This is a genomic window from Streptomyces sp. NPDC090994 (genome assembly GCF_044768905.1).
GTDB lineage: Bacteria > Actinomycetota > Actinomycetes > Streptomycetales > Streptomycetaceae > Streptomyces.
In genome coordinates this window covers 1-18,340 of record NZ_JBIVWS010000022.1, presented here as the reverse complement: position 1 = coordinate 18,340, position 18,340 = coordinate 1, and the positions used below count along the sequence as shown (strand labels likewise).

Sequence of the window (18,340 nt, the reverse complement as noted above, 5' to 3'; positions counted from 1 at the left end):
GGGACCGGTCGGAGCGGTCCGGAACCGGTCCCGAACGGGTCCGGAACGGGTCCGGGACCGGTCAGGGACCGGTCAGGGAACGGTGCGCGAGACGACGTACACCATCGGGAGGTCCGGGTTGGCCAGGTTCACGACGACGTCCTGGGTCGGTGCCGGGTTCTTCTGGGTCCGGATCAGGCCCCACCACTGTCCCGGCGCCGAGAAGTCCCAGCCGGTGACCCGCTGGTCGCGGGCGCTGATGGAGATGTCGTCCCGCTCCAGGGCGCTGCGGTCGACGCCGATGCCCGCGAGGAAGGCGTCCAGACCGGCGCCGGTGGTCTCGAACTGGACGTACAGGCGGCTCGTCTTCCAGTTGTTGGTCTCGTAGTACGCGACCTTGCCGGCGGGGTGCGGGACCGGGACCTGGTAGAGGCGGCGCTGGAGCTTGGAGGGCCAGGCCTCGGTCAGCCCGGTCGCCGAGTACTTCTCCTCCTTGTCCCGGCCGCTGCTGCGGCTCTGTTCGGCGGAGATCAGCAGGTAGCCGGCCGGGATGCCGATCAGCAGCACGATGATGAGCAGGGTGAGCGCCCTGCGGCGGTTCCTGTGCCGGCGGTCCTCGGCCGGGGTTCCGGGCTCCTCCGCGGGCCCGTCCTGGAGCAGCAGGGGTTCCGTCACAGCGCCTCCCGTTCCGTACGGCGGGACTGTGCGTAGCGTTCGTACCGCTCGTGGCGCTCCACGCGGCGACGCTTGGCGCGGCGGAAGCGGCGGGCGACCAGGCGGGCCAGGTCGGCGGCGCCGACCATGCCGGCCTCGGGGCCGAGCTGGGCGCGGACGATGCGGGCCTCGGGGCGGTAGCCGCGGCCGGTGAGCTGGCGCTTGAACGCGTCGCGGGCGGGGCCGATCAGCAGGTCGTCCGCGGCGCTGACGCCGCCGCCGATCACGAAGCAGGACGGGTCGAGGGCGGCGGCGAGGTTGGCGATGCCGACGCCGAGCCACTGGCCGATGTCCTGGAGCAGTTCGACGCACATGGCGTCGCCCTCGCGGGCCAGCTCGGTGATCATCGGGCCGGTGATGTCGCCGATGCTGCCCTTGACGTGCTCGATGATCCCGTACGCCACCGGGGAGTCGGCGGCGGCCAGCTCGCGGGCCTCCCTGACCAGGGCGTTGCCCGAGCTGTACTGCTCCCAGCAGCCGCGGTTGCCGCACGGGCAGCGGTGGCCGCCGGGGACGACCTGCATGTGACCGAACTCTCCGGCCACGCCGTACTTGCCGCGCTTGACCTGGCCGCCCTCCAGGATGGCGCCGCCGATACCGGTGCCGAGGGTGATCATGACGAGGTGGTCCTCGCCGCGGCCGGCGCCGAAGCGCCATTCCGCCCAGGCGGCGGTGTTGGCGTCGTTGTCCACCAGGACGGGGACGGACAGGCGGCCGGAGAGGCGGTCGCGGAGGGGTTCGTTGCGCCAGGACAGGTGGGGGGCGAACAGGACGCGGTTGCGGTCGGCGTCGACCCAGCCGGCCGCGCCGATACCGACGGCGTGCACGTCGTGGCGGTCGGAGAGGTCGAGGACGAGTTCGACGATGGTGTCCTCGACGACCTTGGGGCTCTTGGACTTGTCCGGGGTCTCCGCGCGGACCTTCTCCAGGATGGTGCCGTCCGCGTCGACGACGCCCGCCATCACCTTGGTGCCGCCGATGTCGATGCCCACGGTGGGCACGCGGGGGGCCGTGAGGTGGGAGCGGCGTTCCCTGGTGCCGGCCGTGCGCAGCACGGTGGCCCGGCGGGAGCCGATGGGGGCGGTGAGGTCGCGGTAGGTGCTCATCGGGTGCGATTGTGCCGTACGGCCCTGGCGGGTGCCGAACGGCGCGGGTGAGGGGGCTGTCGGGGGTCGGTCGGGTGCGGGTGGTTTGTGGCCGGTCGCGCGGTTCCCCACGCCCCTGGAGGCGCCGCCGTACCGTCCGCCCCCGGCGGGACGGCGGGACAGGAAGCGGGGGTTACCGATCGTCGCCGGGTGCGGGTACGCCGTGGCCGGACGCGCGGTTCCCCGCGTCCCTGGGGACGCCGCCGTACCGTCCGCCCCCGGCGGGCCGGCGGGACAGGAAGCGGGGGTTACCGATCGTCACCGGGTGCGGGTACGTCGTGGCCGGACGCGCAGTTCCCCGCGCCCCTGGGGACGCCGCCGTGCCGTCCGGGGACACGTCAGTCCCCGGAGGGCTGGCGGCGGCGCAGTTCGTGGCGCAGGTCGTCCAGTTCGTTGCCGCCGGCCATCTGGCGGGTCAGCTCGTCCAGGGTGATCTCGTCGCGGGTGTGGTTGCCGACCATGGTGCCGCGCTTCAGGAGGACGAAACGGTCGCCCACCAGGTAGGCGTGGTGCGGGTTGTGGGTGATGAAGACGACGGCGAGGCCCTCGTCGCGGGCGGCCGCGACGTACTTCAGTACGACCCCCGACTGCTTCACTCCCAGCGCGGCGGTCGGCTCGTCCAGTACCAGCACCTTGGCGCCGAAGTACACCGCGCGGGCGATCGCCACGCACTGCCGCTCGCCGCCGGAGAGGGTGCCGATGGGCTGGTCGACGTCGCGCAGGTCGATGCCCATGCGGAGCAGCTCGGCGCGGGTGGTGCGGCGCATGAGGTCGACGTCCATGCGCTTGAACGGGGCGACGCCCTTGCGCGGCTCGGAGCCGAGGAAGAAGTTGCGCCACACCGGCATGAGCGGGACGACTGCCAGGTCCTGGTAGACGGTGGCGATGCCCCGGTCCAGCGCCTCGCGTGGGGAGGAGAGGCGGGTCTCCTCGCCGTCCAGGGTGAGGGTGCCGCCGTCGTGCTGGTGGAGGCCCGCGATGATCTTGATGAGGGTGGACTTGCCGGCGCCGTTGTCGCCGAGCACACAGGTGATCTCGCCGGCGTGCGCCGCCAGGGACACCCCCTCCAGGGCGCGGACGTTGCCGTACTGCTTGCTGACGTCCGACAGTTCGACGAGGGGGGTACGACTCGATGTCCGCGTCACTTGGTGGCCTCCGCGCGCTTGCGGACCCAGGCGTTGAGCAGGGTCGCGAGGAGCAGCATCGCTCCGAGGAAGAACTTGAACCAGTCGGGGTTCCACTCGGCGAAGACGATGCCCTTGCTGGTCATGCCGAAGATCAGCGCGCCGACCGCCGAGCCGACCGCGCTGCCGTAACCGCCGGTGATCAGACAGCCGCCGATGACGGCCGCGATGATGTAGATCAGCTCGTTGCCGACACCCTCGCCCGACTGCACGACGTCGTACGAGAAGAGCAGGTGCTGGCCGGAGATCCAGGCGCCGAACGCGACGCCCATGTAGAGGCCGATCCTGGTCTTCGTCACCGGGACGCCGACCGCGCGGGCCGCGTCCTGGTTGCCGCCGACCGCGAAGATCCAGTTGCCGGCGCGGGTGCGCAGCAGGATCCAGCTCGCCACCGCGACCAGCGCCAGCCACCACAGGATGGTGACCTTGAAGCCGACGCCGCCGACGGTGATCGTGGAGGCGAAGACGTCCTTGGCGGAGGCGAAGCCCTCCATGTCGGCGATGGTCTTGGTGGAGACGGTGCCGTCGATCAGCTTGGTGAAGCCGAGGTTCATGCCGATCAGCATCAGGTAGGTGCCCAGCGTGATGATGAAGCTGGGCAGCTTGGTGCGGCTGAGCATGAAGCCGTTGAAGGCGCCGAGGGCGAGGGTGACCAGCAGGGAGACCCCGACGCCGACCCAGACGTTCGCGGTCATCTGGTAGCTGAACATCGAGGACAGCAGGGCGGAGGACGTCACCATGACGCCCGCCGACAGGTCGAACTCGCCGCCGATCATCAGCAGCGCCACGGGTACGGCCATGATGCCGATCGTGGAGGATGCGTACAGGACCGTGCTGAGACTGGAGCCGTGCAGGAAGCTGTCGGCGGCCAGTGCGAAGAAGACGAAGACCGCGACGGCGCCGACGACCGAGCCCAGCTCGGGGCGGCCGAGCAGCTTCCGCAGCGGCGAGGTCCGCAGAATCCTCTCGTCGGAGACCGTCGCTCCGGTGGCGCTCATCGGGTGCCCCGTTCCGTGTAGTCCGCCAGCGCGTCGGCGTCGTCCTCGGTGATGATCTGCGGGCCGGTGAGCACGGGCTGTCCGCCGCCGAGGACGTCGGCGTTGTACCGGTAGAGCCACAGCAGGTCGACCGCCTCGTACCCCTGGAGGTAGGGCTGCTGGTCGACGGCGAAGCCGAGGCTGCCGTCCTTCAGGCCGGCCGCGACCTTGGCGTTCAGGTCGAAGGTGTCGATCTCGGCGTCGCTGTTCGCGCCCTGCTTGGCCTTGACGGCGGTGTCCGCGTACGGGGCGCCCAGCGTGACCACGGTGTCCACGCTCTTGTCGGTCTGGAGCTTGGCCTCGATGGCGGACTGCACGTCCGGCATGCTGGTGCCGGTGACGTAGAGCCGCTGAAGCTTGCCGTCGAAGGTCTTCGCCACGCCGTCGCAGCGCTGCTCGTGGCCGACGTTGCCCTGCTCGTGCAGGACGCAGACGGCGCTCTTGCGGCCCCGCTCGTTCAGCTCCTCGCCGACGGCCTCGCCGGCGATCGTCTCGTCCTGGCCGATGTGGGTGAGCGCGCCGAACTCCTTGGACTCGGCCGAGCCGGAGTTCACGGTGATCACCGGGATGCCGGCCTTCACCGCGCGGGCGACGGCGGCCTTCATGGCGTCCGGCTTGGCCAGCGTGACGATGATCCCGTCGACCTTCTTGTCCACGGCCGCGTCGACGAGCTGGGCCTGCTGCTGGGCCTCGTCGTCGTGGGAGTACAGGAAGTTGATGTTGTCCTTGACGGCGGCCTGCTCGGCGCCGCTCTGGACGATGTCCCAGAAGGTGTCGCCGTCGCCCGAGTGGGTGATCATCGCGACGGTCCAGCGGGGCGTGCTCACCGCCGCCTTCCCCTGGGCCGCGGCGGCCTTGCGGGCGTCCTCGGCGCGCTTGCCGCCGGTGCTGCTGCAGCCGGCGAGGGAGAGTGACAGTGCCCCTGCCAGCGCGATGCCTGTCCAGGTCCGAAACCGTGCCACGAGGCGGTGCCCTTCTTGCTGTGTGCTGTCTTGCGGTGGTCTGTGGTGGTTCTGTCCTACGTGAGGGCCGGCGACCTCACCGACCCAAACGCCCTATTGTCGGGCACGGGCACCGGGCGCGGCGCACGGGGGGCCGGTAGCGGCCCGGCGGCTCAGGACCGGACGAGGAGCTGGAACTCGAACGAGTAGCGGGACGGCCGGTAGGTGTGGGTGCCGTACTCGACCGCGCGGCCGCCGTCGTCGTACGTGGCGCGCTCCATGGTGAGCAGCGGGGCGCCCTCGTCCTCGCCGAGCCGCTCGGCCTCGGCGGCGGTGGCGGCACGGGCGCCGATGGACTGGCGGGCGCTGTGCAGGGTGATGCCGGCGCCGCGCATCAGACGGTACAGACCGGTCGCCTCCAGCCGGCCGGTGTCCAGGTCGAGGAGGCCGAGCGGCAGGTAGTTGCACAGGTACGCCATCGGCTCGCCGTGGGTCAGCCGCAGCCGCTCCACGCGGTGGACCTCGCTCCCCGCGGCCACCCCAAGCGCGGCGCCGATCTCGGCGGTCGCCGGGACGATGTCGTTGACCAGGACCTTCGTACCGGGGTGCTGTCCCGCCGCCGCCAGGTCGTCGTAGAGGCTGCTCAGCTCCAGGGGGCGCTTGACCCGGCTGTGGACGACCTGGGTGCCGACGCCGCGGCGGCGTACCAGCAGGCCCTTGTCGACCAGCGACTGGATGGCCTGGCGGACCGTGGGCCGGGACAGTCCGAGCCGGGCGGCCAGCTCGATCTCGTTGCCCAGCAGACTGCCCGGGGTCAGGGCGCCGCGCTCGATGGCCGCCTCCAGCTGCTGCGACAGCTGGAAGTACAGCGGCACCGGACTGGTCCGGTCCACACCGAGGTCGAGCGTCACGGTCGGGTCACCTTCTGGTTTGGGCACGGGGCGAGCGTAGCTCTGTGAGCTGTTGACGGGAAGTCGTGTAGTCAGGTTGTCCGGTTGTCCGGACATCGTGTCATAGTGCCGGGGCCGGCAGGCAGGCGGGCAGGCGGGCGGGCGGGCGGGCGGGCGGTGGTCAGTACGCGCCGTCCTCCGGGCCGTCCAGGAGTCCCGCGTCGTGGACCAGCAGCGCCAGCTGCACGCGGTTGTCGAGGCGCAGCTTGGCGAGGGCGCGGGAGACGTGGGCCTTGACGGTGGCGACGCTCATGAAGAGCGCGGCCGCGATCTCGGCGTTGGCCAGGCCCCGGCCGACCGCCACGGCGACCTCGCGTTCGCGGTCGGCCAGCGCGGCGACGCGGGCACGGGCGCGGGAGCGCCGGTCGGCGGCGGCGGTGTCGGCCGCGTGTGCCATCAGCCGGCGGGTCACGGCGGGCGACAGGACGGGGTCGCCCGCGGCGACCTTGCGCACGGCGTCGACGATCTCGGCGGGCGGGGTGTCCTTCAGGACGAACCCCGCGGCTCCCGCGCGCAGCGCCCGCAGCACCTGCTCGTCGGCGTGGAAGGTGGTGAGTACCACGACCTGCGGAGCGTGCGCGCGCCCGCGCAGCCGCTCGGTGGCGGTCAGGCCGTCCGTCCCCGGCATCCGGATGTCCATGAGGACGACGTCCGGGCGGGTGCGGTCGGCCAGCGCCTCGGCCTCGGCGCCGTCGGCGGCCTCTCCGACGACCGTGATGTCGTCGGCGCCGCCCATCATCAGCGACAGCCCGGCCCGCACCAAGGGGTCGTCGTCGACGAGGAGGAGTCGGATGGTGGCAGCAGTCATGGGAGTCACGTAATCACGCTCCGGCGGGGCCGGGCGCTCCCCGCGTCACCTCCGCGTCATCCCCACGGCAGCCATCCCCGTACCTCGAACCCGCCGTCCGCCGTGGGGCCGTGGCGGAGGGTGCCGCCGGTGAGGGTGGCGCGTTCGGTGAGGCCGATCAGGCCCTGCCCGGAGCCGGGGACGGGGGGCACGTCGCGGCCGGGCGGGGCGTTGCGCACGGTCACGGTGAGTCCGTCGCCCGGCGCGCCGGTGACGGAGACGGACACGTCCGTGCCGGGGGCGTGTTTGCGGGCGTTGGTCAGGGCCTCCTGGGCGATGCGGTAGGCGGTGCGGCCCACGGAGGCGGGGACGGCGGCGGGCTCGGCGATCCGTCCGGCGAGGGTGACCTTCATGCCGGCCTCCCGGGACTCGGTGACCAGTTCGTCGAGTGCCGCGAGGGTCGGCTGGGGCCGGCCGGCGTCGTCGGAGTCGCCGGTCCGCAGTACGCCGATGATCTCCCGCAGGTCCTGGAGGGCCTCGTGGGCGCTCTCCCGGATGACGCCCGCCGCCCGCGCCACCTCCTCGCGGGGCGCGTCCGGCCGGAACTCCAGCGCCCCCGCGTGCACGCTGAGCAGGGTGAGCCGGTGGGCGAGGACATCGTGCATCTCGCGGGCGATGGCCTCGCGGGCCAGCCGCTGCGCCTGCTCGGCCCGCAGCCGGGCCTCCGTCTCGGCACGCCGGGCCCGGTCCCGCAGGCTGACCAGGAGCTGCCGTTTGGACCGGGCGAGCATGCCCCAGCCCACCGCCGCGGCGGTGAGCAGGAAACCGAACAGGACGGCGCCGGCGTAGGAGAGTTCGGGGTCCGGGCGCAGACGGTAGTAGAGCGGCTGGAGCGCGATGAAAGCGCCGCCGGTCCAGGCCACGTACCGGAAGGGCCGGTGCACGGCGAGGGTGAAGAGGGACGCCAGGACGGCGCCGCCCGCGGTGGCGGAGACCAGCGAGACCGGAACCAGGGCGACGGCGAGCCCGACCGGCCGGCGGCGCCGCAGCCAGACGGCGGCGCAGGCGAGGGCGCCGACGAGCTGGTCGGCGGCCTGCGCCGCGGGCGAGAGGCCCGGCTCGTTCTCCAGGGTGTCCGCCGCAAGCAGGCCGATGACGACGGCGAGCAGGAAGCAGGCGAAGTCGACGCACCAGTCGCGGGCGGTCCGCCGGGGCCGCCCGCCGGGCCGCGCGGGGTCCGGGTCCAGCTGCTCCGCCAGAGCGGACGGCAGCAGCCAGCGCCGCTCCTGGCGGGCCGGGTACGGCGTGCTCTGTCCGACTGTCACGGACGACGAATGTACGCATCGCGGGCCACCGCCACCGCCCCGCGGACCGCATCTCCTACCTGAGTCGCACGACGGGAGACTTTCGTCGGCGACGGGGAACTTTCGTCGGTCCGGACGGCCGGCGGCCGGTACTTCCGTCGGCATGGTCTCGCCCCGCGGCCGATGTGGGTGGGGGGTCCGCGGGGCGAGGGTCTGTCGGCATGAAGAAGGTGCTGGAACTACTGGGATTCCTGGCCGTCCTCCAGGGAACGGCCGGTCTGCTGCACGAGTTCACCGACTGGCGCATCGGCCTTGTGCGGCGGATCGGTTTCCTCGACGGCTACGGGATCTACGTGAACGTCGCCCTGCTCGTACTGGGCTTCGCCCTGTGCGCCGCGGCCGACGGCGGACGCGGCACCCGGTGATCAGCAGCCGTAATCGACCAGGTCGAACGAGGCGTAGTGGTCGGCGGTGTAGTAGTCCTCCTGGTACTCCTCACCGGTGACGATGCGGCGGGCGCCGCGCGTGGAGGAGCCGGGGGTGATCACCGTGTACTCGTGGTAGTAGCCGGTGGACTGGCTGGGCAGGATGCCCTCGCGGTTCTGGAAGACGGTCCCGTCCTGCGTGAACGGGTAGGGGCCGCCCTGTTCGATCAGGTCGAGGGTGTCGTGCGCCTGGGACGGCAGGTCGCTGTAGCAGATGCTGCCGACCGCCGCGGGGGCGGCGGTGGCGGTGGTCGCGGAGACGGTGCCGCCCACGAGCAGGGCGGTCAGGGCTGCGGCGGCCGCGCCGATGCGGGCGGCGTGTGGGGGGAATCGCATGTCCACCATGATGACGCGCGTAGACGATGGCATGTCAATGACAAGGACGGAGATTTCTCCCGTCACGCCCGATGAGTTTTCACGGGGTTAACCCGTTCACACGGCCGGCCCGCGTCCGGCACCGGGCATACGCCCGGCGCCCGCGTCACCCGTTCACCGGCAGCTCGTACGTGCCGTACTCGGGGCTGCCCGCCGGCTCGTACGACTGGATGGCGATGCCCTTCGCCGTGATCCGCCCGCCGGTGTGCCGGAAGGCGGTCGGCACGCCGCCCTCCTCGAACAGGCGTCGCCCGGCGCCCAGGACGACGGGGTAGGTCAGCAGGTGGAGGGTGTCGACGAGGCCGAGCGCGAACAGGGAGCGGGTGAGGACGCCGCTGCCGTGCAGCAGGATCTCGCCGTCCGTGCGTTCCTTGGCCGCGGTGACCTCCGCGGCGAGGTCGGCGCCGAGCACGGTGGTACCGGCCCACCCGGGGTCGGTGAGGGTGGTGGAGGCGACGTACTTCGGCAGTCCGTTCAGCTTCGAGGCGATCGGGTCGGCGGGGTCGGTGACCCTCGGCCAGTACGCGGCGAAGATGTCGTACGTACGGCGTCCGAGGAGGAAGGCGCCGACGCGGCCGTAGACCTCGTGGATGAACCGGTCGGTGTCCTCGTCGTCGAACGGGACGGCCCAGCCGCCCTGGCCGAAACCGCCGCTGGTGTCCTCCTGGGGGCCGCCGGGGCCCTGGTAGACGCCGTCGAGGGTGACGAAGGTGGTGAGGACGAGCTTGCCCATGACGGGTGCCTGCCTTTCGCGCGCGGCGGTTCCACTGTCATCAGGGCAGACTCCGCCCGGCCGCGCGACTCATCGCTGCCCGGCGGCGTCCCTCACGGGGCGGGCGCGGTCGGGCGGACGGACACGTTCCGGCCCGCCCGGCCGCGCTGTCGTGCGGCCCGGTCAGCCGCCCAGTTCCTGGTGGCGGGCGGCCAGCCGGGCCGCGCCGTCCTCCGTGAGGGCGCCGAACAGGCGCAGGCGGGAGATGCCGCCGTCGGGGAAGATGTCCACGCGCGCGTGCGTGCCGACGGCCTCCTCGGGGAGGACGAAGCGGTGGTTGGTGTCGGGCTGGAGGCGGGTGCGGGGCAGGATCTCGCGCCACTCGCCGCCCTCGCCGTCCTTGACGGAGAGCGAGGCCCAGCCGGCCGCGTTGCCCTTCAGGTACGCCGTGTCGATCTCGGCCGCGCGGACGCGGGAGCGGTCGGCCAGGCGGTAGGTGATCCAGTCGTTGCCCCGGTCGCGGCGGCGCCGGGTCTCCCAGCCGTCGTCCATCTTGCGGGAGCGGCCCGGCTGGATGGTGTGGGTGGCCGGCGAGTAGAAGCGGTCGGAGGCGTCCTCGACCCGGCCGCCGTTCTCCAGGGCGACCACGTCGAAGGTGCCGAGGGCGGCGAGCCACGCCGGGTCCGGGACGACCTCGCCGTGGACGCGCAGGCGGGCGATGCCGCCGTCGGGGTGCTGCTTCACCCTCAGGTGCGTGAAGCGCTGCTCGACGTCGACCGCGAAGCCGTTGGCCGCGTGGCCGCCGACGGGGGTGCGCGGGACGAGGGTCGTCCACTTGACGTCGTCGGCGAGGAGCTCCTCGGGGGACGGGGAGCCGGGCAGCGAGGTGCCCTCGACGGACACCGCCTGCGGGTGGTTGCCGCGGAAGTGCGCGGTGTCGACGACGATGCCGCGGATCACGCCCGGGGCGCCGAGGCGGACCAGCGCCCAGTCGTGGTCGTCGTCGGCGGGCCAGGGGTGGCCGGCCGAGACGCCGCGGCGCCGGCGGGTCTCCCAGCCGTCCATGACCTTGCCCTTGTGCCCGAAGTGCTCGGGGTCGAACTCGGCCCGTCCGGGCACCAGCAGGTTCTCCCGCTGGGCGAAGAACTCGTCGTTGGCGGCGACGACCCCGCCGCCGAGCCGCCGGTCGGCGAGGTCGGCGTGGTGGGTGAAGGGGAGATCCGCGCTGCGGTAGTCCGCGTACGGGTCACCGCCCGCGTAGGGGTTCGCGTCACCGGTGAACATCGAGGTCGCCGTCACAGTGATCAGTTCTGCCTTTCGTCGTCGGGCGGTGTGCGGACGTGGTGGTCGTCGGTGGTGCCGTGGTCGTCGGTGGTGCCGTGGTCGTCAGTGGTGCCGTGGCGGTCCATGGCGGCCCATGGCGGCCCATGGCGGTCCGTGGTGGTCAGCGGTGGTCAGCGGTGGTCAGCGGGTCCGGGTGAGGAGCCGTCCCATCGGTGCGGTGAACGCGCCGTCGGCCATCACGCGCTGTCCGCGCAGCCAGGTGGACTTGACGACGCCGTACAGGGTCCGGCCCGCGTACGCGGTGACGCGGTTGCGGTGCTGGAGGGCGGCCGGGTCGACGGTGAACGTCTCGTCGGGGGCGAGGACGGCGAAGTCGGCGTCGCGGCCCGCCTCGACGGCGCCCTTGCGGTCGAGGCCGGCCAGGGCGGCCGTACCCGCGGACATCCAGCGCACGACGTCCTCCAGCGAGTGGCCGCGGGCGCGGGCGGCGGTCCACATCGCCGGCAGGCTGAGCTGGAGGCCGGAGATGCCGCCCCAGGCAGTGGCGAAGTCGTCGGTCTTCAGGTCGGCGGTGGACGGCGAGTGGTCGGTGACGACGCAGTCGACGGTGCCGTCGGCCAGCGCCTGCCAGAGCAGGTCCTGGTTGGCGGCCTCGCGGATGGGCGGGCAGCACTTGAACTCGCTGGCGCCGTCCGGGACTTCCTCGGCGGTGAGGGTCAGGTAGTGGGGGCAGGTCTCGACGGTGAGCCGGACCCCCTCGGCCCTGGCCTCGGCTATCAGCGGCAGCGCGTCGCCGGAGGACAGGTGCAGGACGTGCACCCGGGCGTCGAACCGTTTCGCCTGGGCGATCAGGGCCGCGATGGCGCTGTTCTCGGCGTCGCGCGGGCGGCTGGCGAGGAAGTGGCGGTAGTGCGGGCCGCCCTGCTGCGGGGCGGCGGCCAGGTGGTCGGGGTCCTCGGCGTGCACGATCAGCAGGCCGTCGAAGGAGGCGATCTCGGCCAGGGACCGGGCGAGCTGCTCCTGGTCGAGGTGGGGGAACTCGTCCACGCCCGACGGGGACAGGAACGCCTTGAAGCCGAAGACCCCGGCCTCGTGCAGCGGGCGCAGGTCCTCGACGTTGTCGGGCAGGGCGCCGCCCCAGAAGCCGACATCGACGTGGGCCTTGTCGGCGGCGACCTGCCGCTTGACGCGCAGGTGGCCGACGGTGGTGGTGGGCGGCAGGGAGTTGAGCGGCATGTCGACGAGGGTGGTGATGCCGCCGGCCGCGGCGGCGCGGGTGGCGGTCCAGAAGCCCTCCCACTCGGTGCGGCCGGGGTCGTTGACGTGCACGTGGGTGTCGACCAGGCCGGGCAGGACGACGTGGTCGCCGACGTCCTCCAGGCGGGCGCCGGACGGGACGGGGGCGTCGTACGGCAGGACGGCGGTGATCGTGCCGTCGGTCACCAGGATCGACGCGGCGCGTGTTCCCTCCGGGGTGACGACCCGCGTGGAGCGCAGCACCAGTTCGGCTTCGGACACCCGAACCCCTCTCTTTCGCCATGGAACACACTTCAACGAACTGTTGAAGGAGCTTCCCCCTCCGCCTCCCCAGCGTCAAGAGGCACCCCCGGCCACCGAAAGGCGCTCCCGGTCGGACCGCCCGCACGACGGACACCCCTGGATGTTTCCACAAAGTGGAAATATACTTTCGGCAAGCAGAACGTAGCTACGTACGAGCGGGGAGTCAACCGGCCGCCGGGTAGGCTTCTGCCCTCCCGTCCGCCCCGAAAGGAACGTGCCGTGCCGTCGTCCAGCGCCAGCACCACCGACTCCGCCAAATCCACGTCGAGCGGCGGCGTCCAGTCCCTGGAGCGCGCCTTCGACCTGCTGGAACGGATGGCGGACGCGGGCGGCGAGGTCGGCCTGAGCGAGCTGTCCGCGAGCAGCGGGCTGCCGCTGCCCACCATCCACCGGCTGATGCGCACCCTGGTCGCCTGCGGCTACGTCCGTCAGCAGCCCAACCGCCGCTACGCGCTCGGCCCGCGCCTGATCCGCCTGGGCGAGTCGGCGTCCCGGCTGCTGGGCACGTGGGCGCGTCCGCACCTGGCCCGCCTGGTCGAGGAGACCGGCGAGACGGCGAACATGGCGCTGCTGGACGGGGACGAGATCGTCTACGTGGCGCAGGTGCCGTCCAAGCACTCGATGCGGATGTTCACCGAGGTGGGCCGGCGGGTGCTGCCGCACTCCACCGGCGTGGGCAAGGCGCTGCTCGCCGGTTTCCCGCCGGAGGAGGTGCGGGCGCTGCTGGCCCGCACCGGGATGCCCGCCGCCACCGAGAAGACGATCACCACGCCGGACGGTTTCCTGGCGGCACTGGAGGAGGTGCGGCGCCAGGGGTACGCGATCGACGACAACGAGCAGGAGATCGGCGTGCGCTGCCTGGCCGTCCCGGTGCCCGACTCCCCCACCGCCGCGGCCATCTCGATCTCCGGACCGGCCGGCCGCGTCACCGAGGCGGCGACCGCCACGATCGTGCCGGTACTGCGGCAGGTGGCGGCGGAACTCTCCCAGACGCTGCTGGCCTCGGGCGGCGGCTCGGCCGCCTGACGCCGCGCCGGCCCGACCGCGGCCGTCCGGCTACGACCGCGCGGCCATCCGGCTACGGTCGCGCGGCCGTCCGGCTACGGTCGCGGCCACCCGGCTACGACCGCGCGGTCATCCGGCTACGGTCGCGACGGCTCCCCGAAGAGTTCCACGGCGTGACGGACCTCCGTCAGGCCGGCCGACAAGGCGCTGACCGAGCCGATCGCGCCGGCGAGCAGCAGCAGGGAGCGGCGCAGCCGCGGCACCTCCGGCACCCCGGCGGCCGCCATCGCGGCCAGGTCGGCCAACTCCTCCTCGGCGACGCCCCGGTCGGGAAACTCCGCGGGCAACGCGGCGAGCCGCCGGCGCAGCCGGGCCACCGCGGTCCGCAGTTCCTTGACCCGCACGTCCTCGTCGCCGTCGGCCACTCGCTTCTGCCCCACGCTACGCAACACAGCCCCTCCCCCTCGCACCCCGTTGTGCGCCGTCACGCGATCCCGTTCTCCCCTGGCCCCCGACGGCGCTGGTCGGGCGCCGAGGGGATGCGGGTCAGTAAACGCCACCCGGTACGCGCACGCCACAGCGGGGGCCGAAATTCAGTGTCCCGAAACCCCCCGCTCACCGGGGCACCGTGCGCCGAACTCCGGTATGCAGGACGCATGGAGACGTACGAAGAGCAGGTCACCGGCCTGCTGCTGGCGGCGGGCGGCGGGCGGCGGCTGGGCGGACGCCCCAAGGCACTGCTGGAACACCGCGGCCGGCCACTGGCCGAGCATGCAGTACTCGCCCTGCGCGCGGGCGGCTGCGCCCGCGTGCACGTGGTTCTGGGGGCGCGCGCGGAGACCGTACGCGCGCGGGCGGCTCTGGACGGGTGCGTCCTGGTGGACAACCCGGACTGGGAACAGGGCATGGGCGGTTCACTGCGCGCCGGACTGGACTCCCTGGCCGGTACGGGCGCGCGGGCCGCGCTCGTCTGCCTGGTGGACCAGCCCGGCATCGGCGCCGAGGCGCTGGCCCGGGTCCGCGCCGCCTTCCGGGACGAGACGTCACTGGTCTCGGCCGCCTACGACGGCGTACGCGGGCATCCCGTGCTCCTCGGCGCGGCGCACTGGGCGGGCATCACCGCGACTGCCACCGGGGACCGGGGGGCACGCGCCTATCTGAAGGCGCACGCGCGGGAGTTGACGCTCGTCGAGTGCGCGGACGTGGCGCGGCCCTACGACATCGACACCGAGGCGGACCTCGTCCACCTGGAGTGACCACGTCCGGTGAAACACGTCAGGTGAACACGTCCGGTGAACGCGTCCGGTGAAACACGTCAGGTGAACACGTCCGGTGAACGCGTCCGGTGAACGCGTCGCAGCGGTGTCTCGACATCAACAAAATATTGAACTTCCACCATGAGGAAACTACTATCCACAGATCAGAAGCTTGCCGCCCGCTGAAGGAAGTGACAGCTCATGTCCGCACCAGCGCCGTCCCCGCTGGCCATCGTCGACGCCGAGCCCCTGCCCCGGCAGGAGGAGGTCCTCACCGACGCGGCGCTCGCCTTCGTGGCCGAGCTGCACCGGCGGTTCACGCCCCGCCGCGACGAGCTCCTCGCCCGCCGCGCGGAGCGCCGCGCCGAGATCGCCCGCACCTCCACGCTCGACTTCCTCCCCGAGACCGCCGCCATCCGCGCGGACGACTCCTGGCGGGTGGCCCCGGCCCCGGCCGCGCTGAACGACCGCCGGGTGGAGATCACCGGTCCCACCGACCGCAAGATGACCATCAACGCGCTCAACTCCGGCGCCCGGGTCTGGCTCGCCGACTTCGAGGACGCCTCGGCCCCGACCTGGGAGAACGTCGTCCTCGGCCAGCTCAACCTGATCGACGCCTACACCCGGAACATCGACTTCACGGACGCGAGGTCGGGCAAGTCCTACGCCCTGAAGGCCGACGAGGAACTCGCCACGGTCGTCATGCGCCCCCGCGGCTGGCACCTCGACGAGCGCCACCTGCGGCTCGACGGCACCCCGGTCCCCGGCGCCCTGGTCGACTTCGGCCTCTACTTCTTCCACAACGCCCAGCGGCTGATCGACCTCGGCAAGGGCCCGTACTTCTACCTCCCCAAGACGGAGTCCCACCTGGAGGCCCGCCTCTGGAACGAGGTCTTCGTCTTCGCCCAGGACTACGTCGGCATCCCGCAGGGCACCGTCCGCGCCACCGTCCTGATCGAGACGATCACGGCCGCGTACGAGATGGAGGAGATCCTCTACGAGCTGCGCGACCACGCCTCCGGCCTGAACGCCGGCCGCTGGGACTACCTCTTCTCCATCGTCAAGAACTTCCGTGACGGCGGCGAGAGGTTTGTCCTCCCGGACCGCAACGCGGTGACGATGACCGCCCCGTTCATGCGGGCGTACACCGAACTCCTCGTCCGCACCTGCCACAAGCGGGGCGCGCACGCGATCGGCGGCATGGCGGCGTTCATCCCGTCCCGCCGGGACGCCGAGGTCAACAAGGTCGCCTTCGAGAAGGTCCGCGCCGACAAGGACCGGGAGGCCGGCGACGGTTTCGACGGTTCCTGGGTCGCCCACCCCGACCTGGTGCCGATCGCCATGGAGTCCTTCGACAAGGTCCTCGGCGACAAGCCGAACCAGAAGGACCGGCTGCGCGAGGACGTCGACGTCAAGGCCGCCGACCTGATCGCCATCGACTCGCTGGACGCCAAGCCGACGTACGCGGGCCTGGTCAACGCCGTCCAGGTCGGCATCCGCTACATCGAGGCGTGGCTGCGCGGTCTCGGCGCGGTCGCCATCTTCAACCTGATGGAGGACGCGGCCACCGCCGAGATCTCCCGCTCCCAGATCTGGCAGTGGATCAACGCCGGTGTCGTCCTCGACAACGGTGAACGGGTCACCGCGGAGCTGGCCCGCAAGGTCGCCGCCGAGGAACTGGCCGCCGTCCGCGCCGAGATCGGCGAGGACGCGTTCACGTCCGGCAACTGGCAGCAGGCCCACGACCTGCTGCTGACCGTCTCCCTCGACGACGACTACGCCGACTTCCTGACCCTGCCGGCGTACGAGCAGCTCAAGGGCTGAGGCTCACGCCGTGCGCTCCGAGTGGCCCAGGGTCTTGCCCGGGGCCACTCGGTCGCGTACGGCCCGCTTGACGGCGGTGGGCTCCGGGAAGCCGTGTTCCCGGCGGTCCCACACCACCTCGTCGTTCGCCCGGACCACGAAGACGCCGCCGGTGCCGGGCTTGAGGGCCAGCTCGTCCAGCTCGGCCTCGAAGGTGGTCAGCAGTTCCTGCGCCAGCCAGGCCGCCCGGGGCAGCCAGCGGCACTGGGTGCAGTACTCGATCTCCACGCGCCGTACGTCGTCCGTCATCCGCCGCTTCCCTTGAGGTGTACCGACCAGTCCTGTGCCGCCGCCGGTTTGCCGTGCAGGTCGGGGACCCGCTTGAGCCAGTCCGGCCGGCCCTGCCGGGTACGGGCCGCGCGTCGGGCGTCCTCGGCGGCGAGTTCCTCCCGGGTGGGGAAGTCGGTGGGGAGCCAGGCGGCGGACGCCCGTACGCGCGCGTGGAGGTGGTCCACGTAGGCCCGGCGCGCCTCGTCGGGGCCGGCGAAGCCCTCCTCGGCGGCCAGCCAGGCGTCCGGGACCTCGGCGGTGATCTCGCGCAGCAGCCGCTCGGTCACCCGGGGCGCGAGTTCCGCGTCGGCGGCCCGTACGTCGGGGGCGTAGCGGCCCAGCGCGTGGTGGCGGAAGTCGTACGCCTTGCCGGGATCGGCGCTCTCCCAGCGGTGGTGGAAGACGAGGGCGGCGCCGTGGTCGATGAGCCACAGCCGCGGCGGTACGGTGCCCAGGGTGGGCCAGATCATCAGGTTGGAGCTGTGCACCGTACGGTCGACGTTGGCGGTGAGGGCGTCGAACCAGACGATCCGCCCGGCCTCCAGCGGATCGACCGGGAAGGTGCGGGCGGCCTCGGGGGTGAAGTCCGCGGCACCCGGCAGATGGTCCATGCCGAGGTTGACGCCGGCGCTGACCCGGTGGAGTTCGCGGACCTCCTGGTGCGGCTCGCTCTCCGCGATCGCCGGGTCGAAGTCGACCAGCACCAGTTCGGGGAAGCGCAGCCCCAGCGCCCGCGCCAGCTCCCCGACGATCACCTCGGCGACCAGCGCCTTGCGGCCCTGGGCGGAGCCGGTGAACTTGACGACGTACGTTCCGAGGTCGTCGGCCTCGACGACGGCGGGGACGGAGCCGCCGGAGTGCAGGGGTTCGACGTAGCGGGTGGCGGTGACGTGTCTCAGCATTTCCGCAGCCGCCCCAGCCCTTCCGTCTTGCGAACCATGGCCACCCGCCGAGGTACCGGCCGGGCGCCGCCACCCTCGTCGGGCCCGCATCGGCCCCGGGGATGATTCCGGCTCCCGCCCGCGAAGGCGCCCTGTCGAGTATTCCACGGCTGCTTCGCGCCTGCGGCAGCGGCAGCGGCGGCAGCGGCAGCGGCAGCGATGGAGCGAGTCACTGACGTGAAAGGCCAGGCGTCGACGGCCCGCGCCCGAGAAGTCAACCGCTCGGTTCGCGTCATCGATCCGTTGATCTTTATTGGTCTGCGCGTCGCCGATGTGGCGGACGATCACTCCGCCATGTTCCCAGCACACGCGTCTTCCGACTGTTCCGGCCCTTCGGCCTCCGTCCCCGCGGTGGCGCTCGTCGCGGTTGCCCGCTCGGGTCGTTGCCCGGTCGAACGGCCGACGGGAAGCATGCCCACGGTGGGCACCGGCCGTGACGGATCGGAACGGCGTCGATGAGCATCCAGGTCTCGCCGCAGCTGAACAATCTGCTGTTCGTGCTGATCGGCGAGAAAATGCTGCAGGCCGACGAGGACAAGGCCTACGCC

General features: G+C 72.3%; 19 protein-coding genes. 4 read left to right on the top strand and 15 right to left on the bottom strand.

Annotation, left to right across the window (positions count from 1 at the left end; all coding sequences use genetic code 11):
* Positions 1–72: 72 nt before the first annotated feature.
* The 8 genes from ACIQR3_RS31245 to ACIQR3_RS31210 all read right to left on the bottom strand — a co-directional run bounded on the left by ACIQR3_RS31245 (position 73) and on the right by ACIQR3_RS31210 (position 8,062).
* On the bottom strand, positions 73–654 hold the full coding sequence (locus tag ACIQR3_RS31245) for a sugar kinase (RefSeq protein ID WP_403543989.1): 582 nt from the start codon (positions 652–654) through the stop codon (positions 73–75).
* Positions 651–1,799: an ROK family glucokinase gene (locus tag ACIQR3_RS31240; RefSeq protein ID WP_215168471.1), complete on the bottom strand. Its 1,149-nt coding sequence runs from the start codon at positions 1,797–1,799 to the stop codon at positions 651–653. Before ACIQR3_RS31240 ends, ACIQR3_RS31245 begins: the two co-directional genes overlap by 4 nt.
* A gap of 377 nt (positions 1,800–2,176) precedes the next feature.
* A complete protein-coding gene (locus ACIQR3_RS31235; RefSeq protein ID WP_403543988.1) occupies positions 2,177–2,983 on the bottom strand; it encodes an ATP-binding cassette domain-containing protein in 807 nt (268 codons plus the stop codon).
* Positions 2,980–4,020 (bottom strand): ABC transporter permease, encoded by a 1,041-nt coding sequence (locus tag ACIQR3_RS31230; protein WP_403543987.1) that lies wholly within the window; start codon positions 4,018–4,020, stop codon positions 2,980–2,982. Before ACIQR3_RS31230 ends, ACIQR3_RS31235 begins: the two co-directional genes overlap by 4 nt.
* Positions 4,017–5,021, bottom strand: coding sequence for a sugar ABC transporter substrate-binding protein (locus tag ACIQR3_RS31225; protein ID WP_403543986.1), 1,005 nt, complete (start codon positions 5,019–5,021; stop codon positions 4,017–4,019). The genes ACIQR3_RS31230 and ACIQR3_RS31225 overlap by 4 nt, the downstream gene beginning before the upstream one ends.
* A 152-nt stretch (positions 5,022–5,173) precedes the next feature.
* Positions 5,174–5,911 (bottom strand): GntR family transcriptional regulator, encoded by a 738-nt coding sequence (locus ACIQR3_RS31220; RefSeq protein WP_403544090.1) that lies wholly within the window; start codon positions 5,909–5,911, stop codon positions 5,174–5,176.
* Positions 5,912–6,071: 160 nt separating this feature from the next.
* Positions 6,072–6,758, bottom strand: a complete 687-nt coding sequence (locus ACIQR3_RS31215; protein ID WP_403543985.1) for a response regulator — start codon at positions 6,756–6,758, stop codon at positions 6,072–6,074.
* Positions 6,759–6,814: 56 nt separating this feature from the next.
* Positions 6,815–8,062, bottom strand: coding sequence for a sensor histidine kinase (locus ACIQR3_RS31210; RefSeq protein ID WP_403543984.1), 1,248 nt, complete (start codon positions 8,060–8,062; stop codon positions 6,815–6,817).
* A 200-nt stretch (positions 8,063–8,262) separates the two neighbouring features.
* On the opposite strand from ACIQR3_RS31210, the gene ACIQR3_RS31205 reads away from it, so the two are divergent.
* Complete coding sequence (locus ACIQR3_RS31205; protein ID WP_403543983.1) at positions 8,263–8,466, top strand: hypothetical protein; 204 nt, start codon at positions 8,263–8,265, stop codon at positions 8,464–8,466.
* Here the strand turns inward: ACIQR3_RS31205 and ACIQR3_RS31200 are convergent, their stop codons facing one another.
* The 4 genes from ACIQR3_RS31200 to allB all read right to left on the bottom strand — a co-directional run bounded on the left by ACIQR3_RS31200 (position 8,467) and on the right by allB (position 12,415).
* Positions 8,467–8,862 carry a ribonuclease domain-containing protein gene (locus tag ACIQR3_RS31200; RefSeq protein WP_403543982.1) on the bottom strand — a complete coding sequence of 132 codons (396 nt, stop codon included), beginning with the start codon at positions 8,860–8,862 and terminating at the stop codon, positions 8,467–8,469. It lies immediately after the preceding gene.
* A 145-nt stretch (positions 8,863–9,007) separates the two neighbouring features.
* Positions 9,008–9,634, bottom strand: coding sequence for a dihydrofolate reductase family protein (locus ACIQR3_RS31195; protein ID WP_403543981.1), 627 nt, complete (start codon positions 9,632–9,634; stop codon positions 9,008–9,010).
* A gap of 162 nt (positions 9,635–9,796) precedes the next feature.
* The gene (gene alc / locus ACIQR3_RS31190; RefSeq protein WP_403543980.1) at positions 9,797–10,912 is read right to left on the bottom strand and encodes an allantoicase; all 1,116 of its coding nucleotides are present in this window, start codon (positions 10,910–10,912) and stop codon (positions 9,797–9,799) included.
* A gap of 165 nt (positions 10,913–11,077) precedes the next feature.
* Positions 11,078–12,415, bottom strand: a complete 1,338-nt coding sequence (allB, locus tag ACIQR3_RS31185; protein ID WP_403543979.1) for an allantoinase AllB — start codon at positions 12,413–12,415, stop codon at positions 11,078–11,080.
* Positions 12,416–12,676: 261 nt separating this feature from the next.
* On the opposite strand from allB, the gene ACIQR3_RS31180 reads away from it, so the two are divergent.
* Entirely contained in the window at positions 12,677–13,483 is an 807-nt protein-coding gene (locus ACIQR3_RS31180; protein WP_403543978.1) for an IclR family transcriptional regulator, read from the top strand.
* Between the two features lie 116 nt (positions 13,484–13,599).
* Here the strand turns inward: ACIQR3_RS31180 and ACIQR3_RS31175 are convergent, their stop codons facing one another.
* Positions 13,600–13,914, bottom strand: a complete 315-nt coding sequence (locus ACIQR3_RS31175) for a DUF5955 family protein (protein ID WP_403543977.1) — start codon at positions 13,912–13,914, stop codon at positions 13,600–13,602.
* 204 nt (positions 13,915–14,118) lie between these two features.
* Between ACIQR3_RS31175 and ACIQR3_RS31170 the strand changes: the two genes are divergently transcribed.
* The gene (locus ACIQR3_RS31170) at positions 14,119–14,718 is read left to right on the top strand and encodes an NTP transferase domain-containing protein (RefSeq protein WP_403543976.1); all 600 of its coding nucleotides are present in this window, start codon (positions 14,119–14,121) and stop codon (positions 14,716–14,718) included.
* Between the two features lie 201 nt (positions 14,719–14,919).
* Positions 14,920–16,542, top strand: coding sequence for a malate synthase A (gene aceB, locus ACIQR3_RS31165; RefSeq protein ID WP_403543975.1), 1,623 nt, complete (start codon positions 14,920–14,922; stop codon positions 16,540–16,542).
* 3 nt (positions 16,543–16,545) lie between these two features.
* Here aceB and ACIQR3_RS31160 read toward each other — a convergent pair whose 3' ends face one another.
* Together ACIQR3_RS31160 and ACIQR3_RS31155 are read right to left on the bottom strand one after the other, a co-directional pair.
* Complete coding sequence (locus tag ACIQR3_RS31160) at positions 16,546–16,830, bottom strand: SelT/SelW/SelH family protein (RefSeq protein WP_403543974.1); 285 nt, start codon at positions 16,828–16,830, stop codon at positions 16,546–16,548.
* Positions 16,827–17,753 (bottom strand): HipA family kinase, encoded by a 927-nt coding sequence (locus tag ACIQR3_RS31155; protein WP_403543973.1) that lies wholly within the window; start codon positions 17,751–17,753, stop codon positions 16,827–16,829. The genes ACIQR3_RS31160 and ACIQR3_RS31155 overlap by 4 nt, the downstream gene beginning before the upstream one ends.
* Positions 17,754–18,340 lie beyond the last annotated feature (587 nt).

Excerpts from the sequence above, each read along its gene's own strand:
- ACIQR3_RS31240 (WP_215168471.1), bottom strand. The coding sequence starts at position 1,799 with ATGAGCACCTACCGCGACCTCACCGCCCCCATCGGCTCCCGCCGGGCC.
- ACIQR3_RS31230 (WP_403543987.1), bottom strand. The coding sequence starts at position 4,020 with ATGAGCGCCACCGGAGCGACGGTCTCCGACGAGAGGATTCTGCGGACC.
- ACIQR3_RS31215 (WP_403543985.1), bottom strand. The coding sequence starts at position 6,758 with ATGACTGCTGCCACCATCCGACTCCTCCTCGTCGACGACGACCCCTTG.
- ACIQR3_RS31205 (WP_403543983.1), top strand. The coding sequence starts at position 8,263 with ATGAAGAAGGTGCTGGAACTACTGGGATTCCTGGCCGTCCTCCAGGGA.
- ACIQR3_RS31200 (WP_403543982.1), bottom strand. The coding sequence starts at position 8,862 with ATGCGATTCCCCCCACACGCCGCCCGCATCGGCGCGGCCGCCGCAGCC.
- ACIQR3_RS31195 (WP_403543981.1), bottom strand. The coding sequence starts at position 9,634 with ATGGGCAAGCTCGTCCTCACCACCTTCGTCACCCTCGACGGCGTCTAC.
- ACIQR3_RS31170 (WP_403543976.1), top strand. The coding sequence starts at position 14,119 with ATGGAGACGTACGAAGAGCAGGTCACCGGCCTGCTGCTGGCGGCGGGC.
- aceB (WP_403543975.1), top strand. The coding sequence starts at position 14,920 with ATGTCCGCACCAGCGCCGTCCCCGCTGGCCATCGTCGACGCCGAGCCC.
- ACIQR3_RS31160 (WP_403543974.1), bottom strand. The coding sequence starts at position 16,830 with ATGACGGACGACGTACGGCGCGTGGAGATCGAGTACTGCACCCAGTGC.
- ACIQR3_RS31155 (WP_403543973.1), bottom strand. The coding sequence starts at position 17,753 with ATGCTGAGACACGTCACCGCCACCCGCTACGTCGAACCCCTGCACTCC.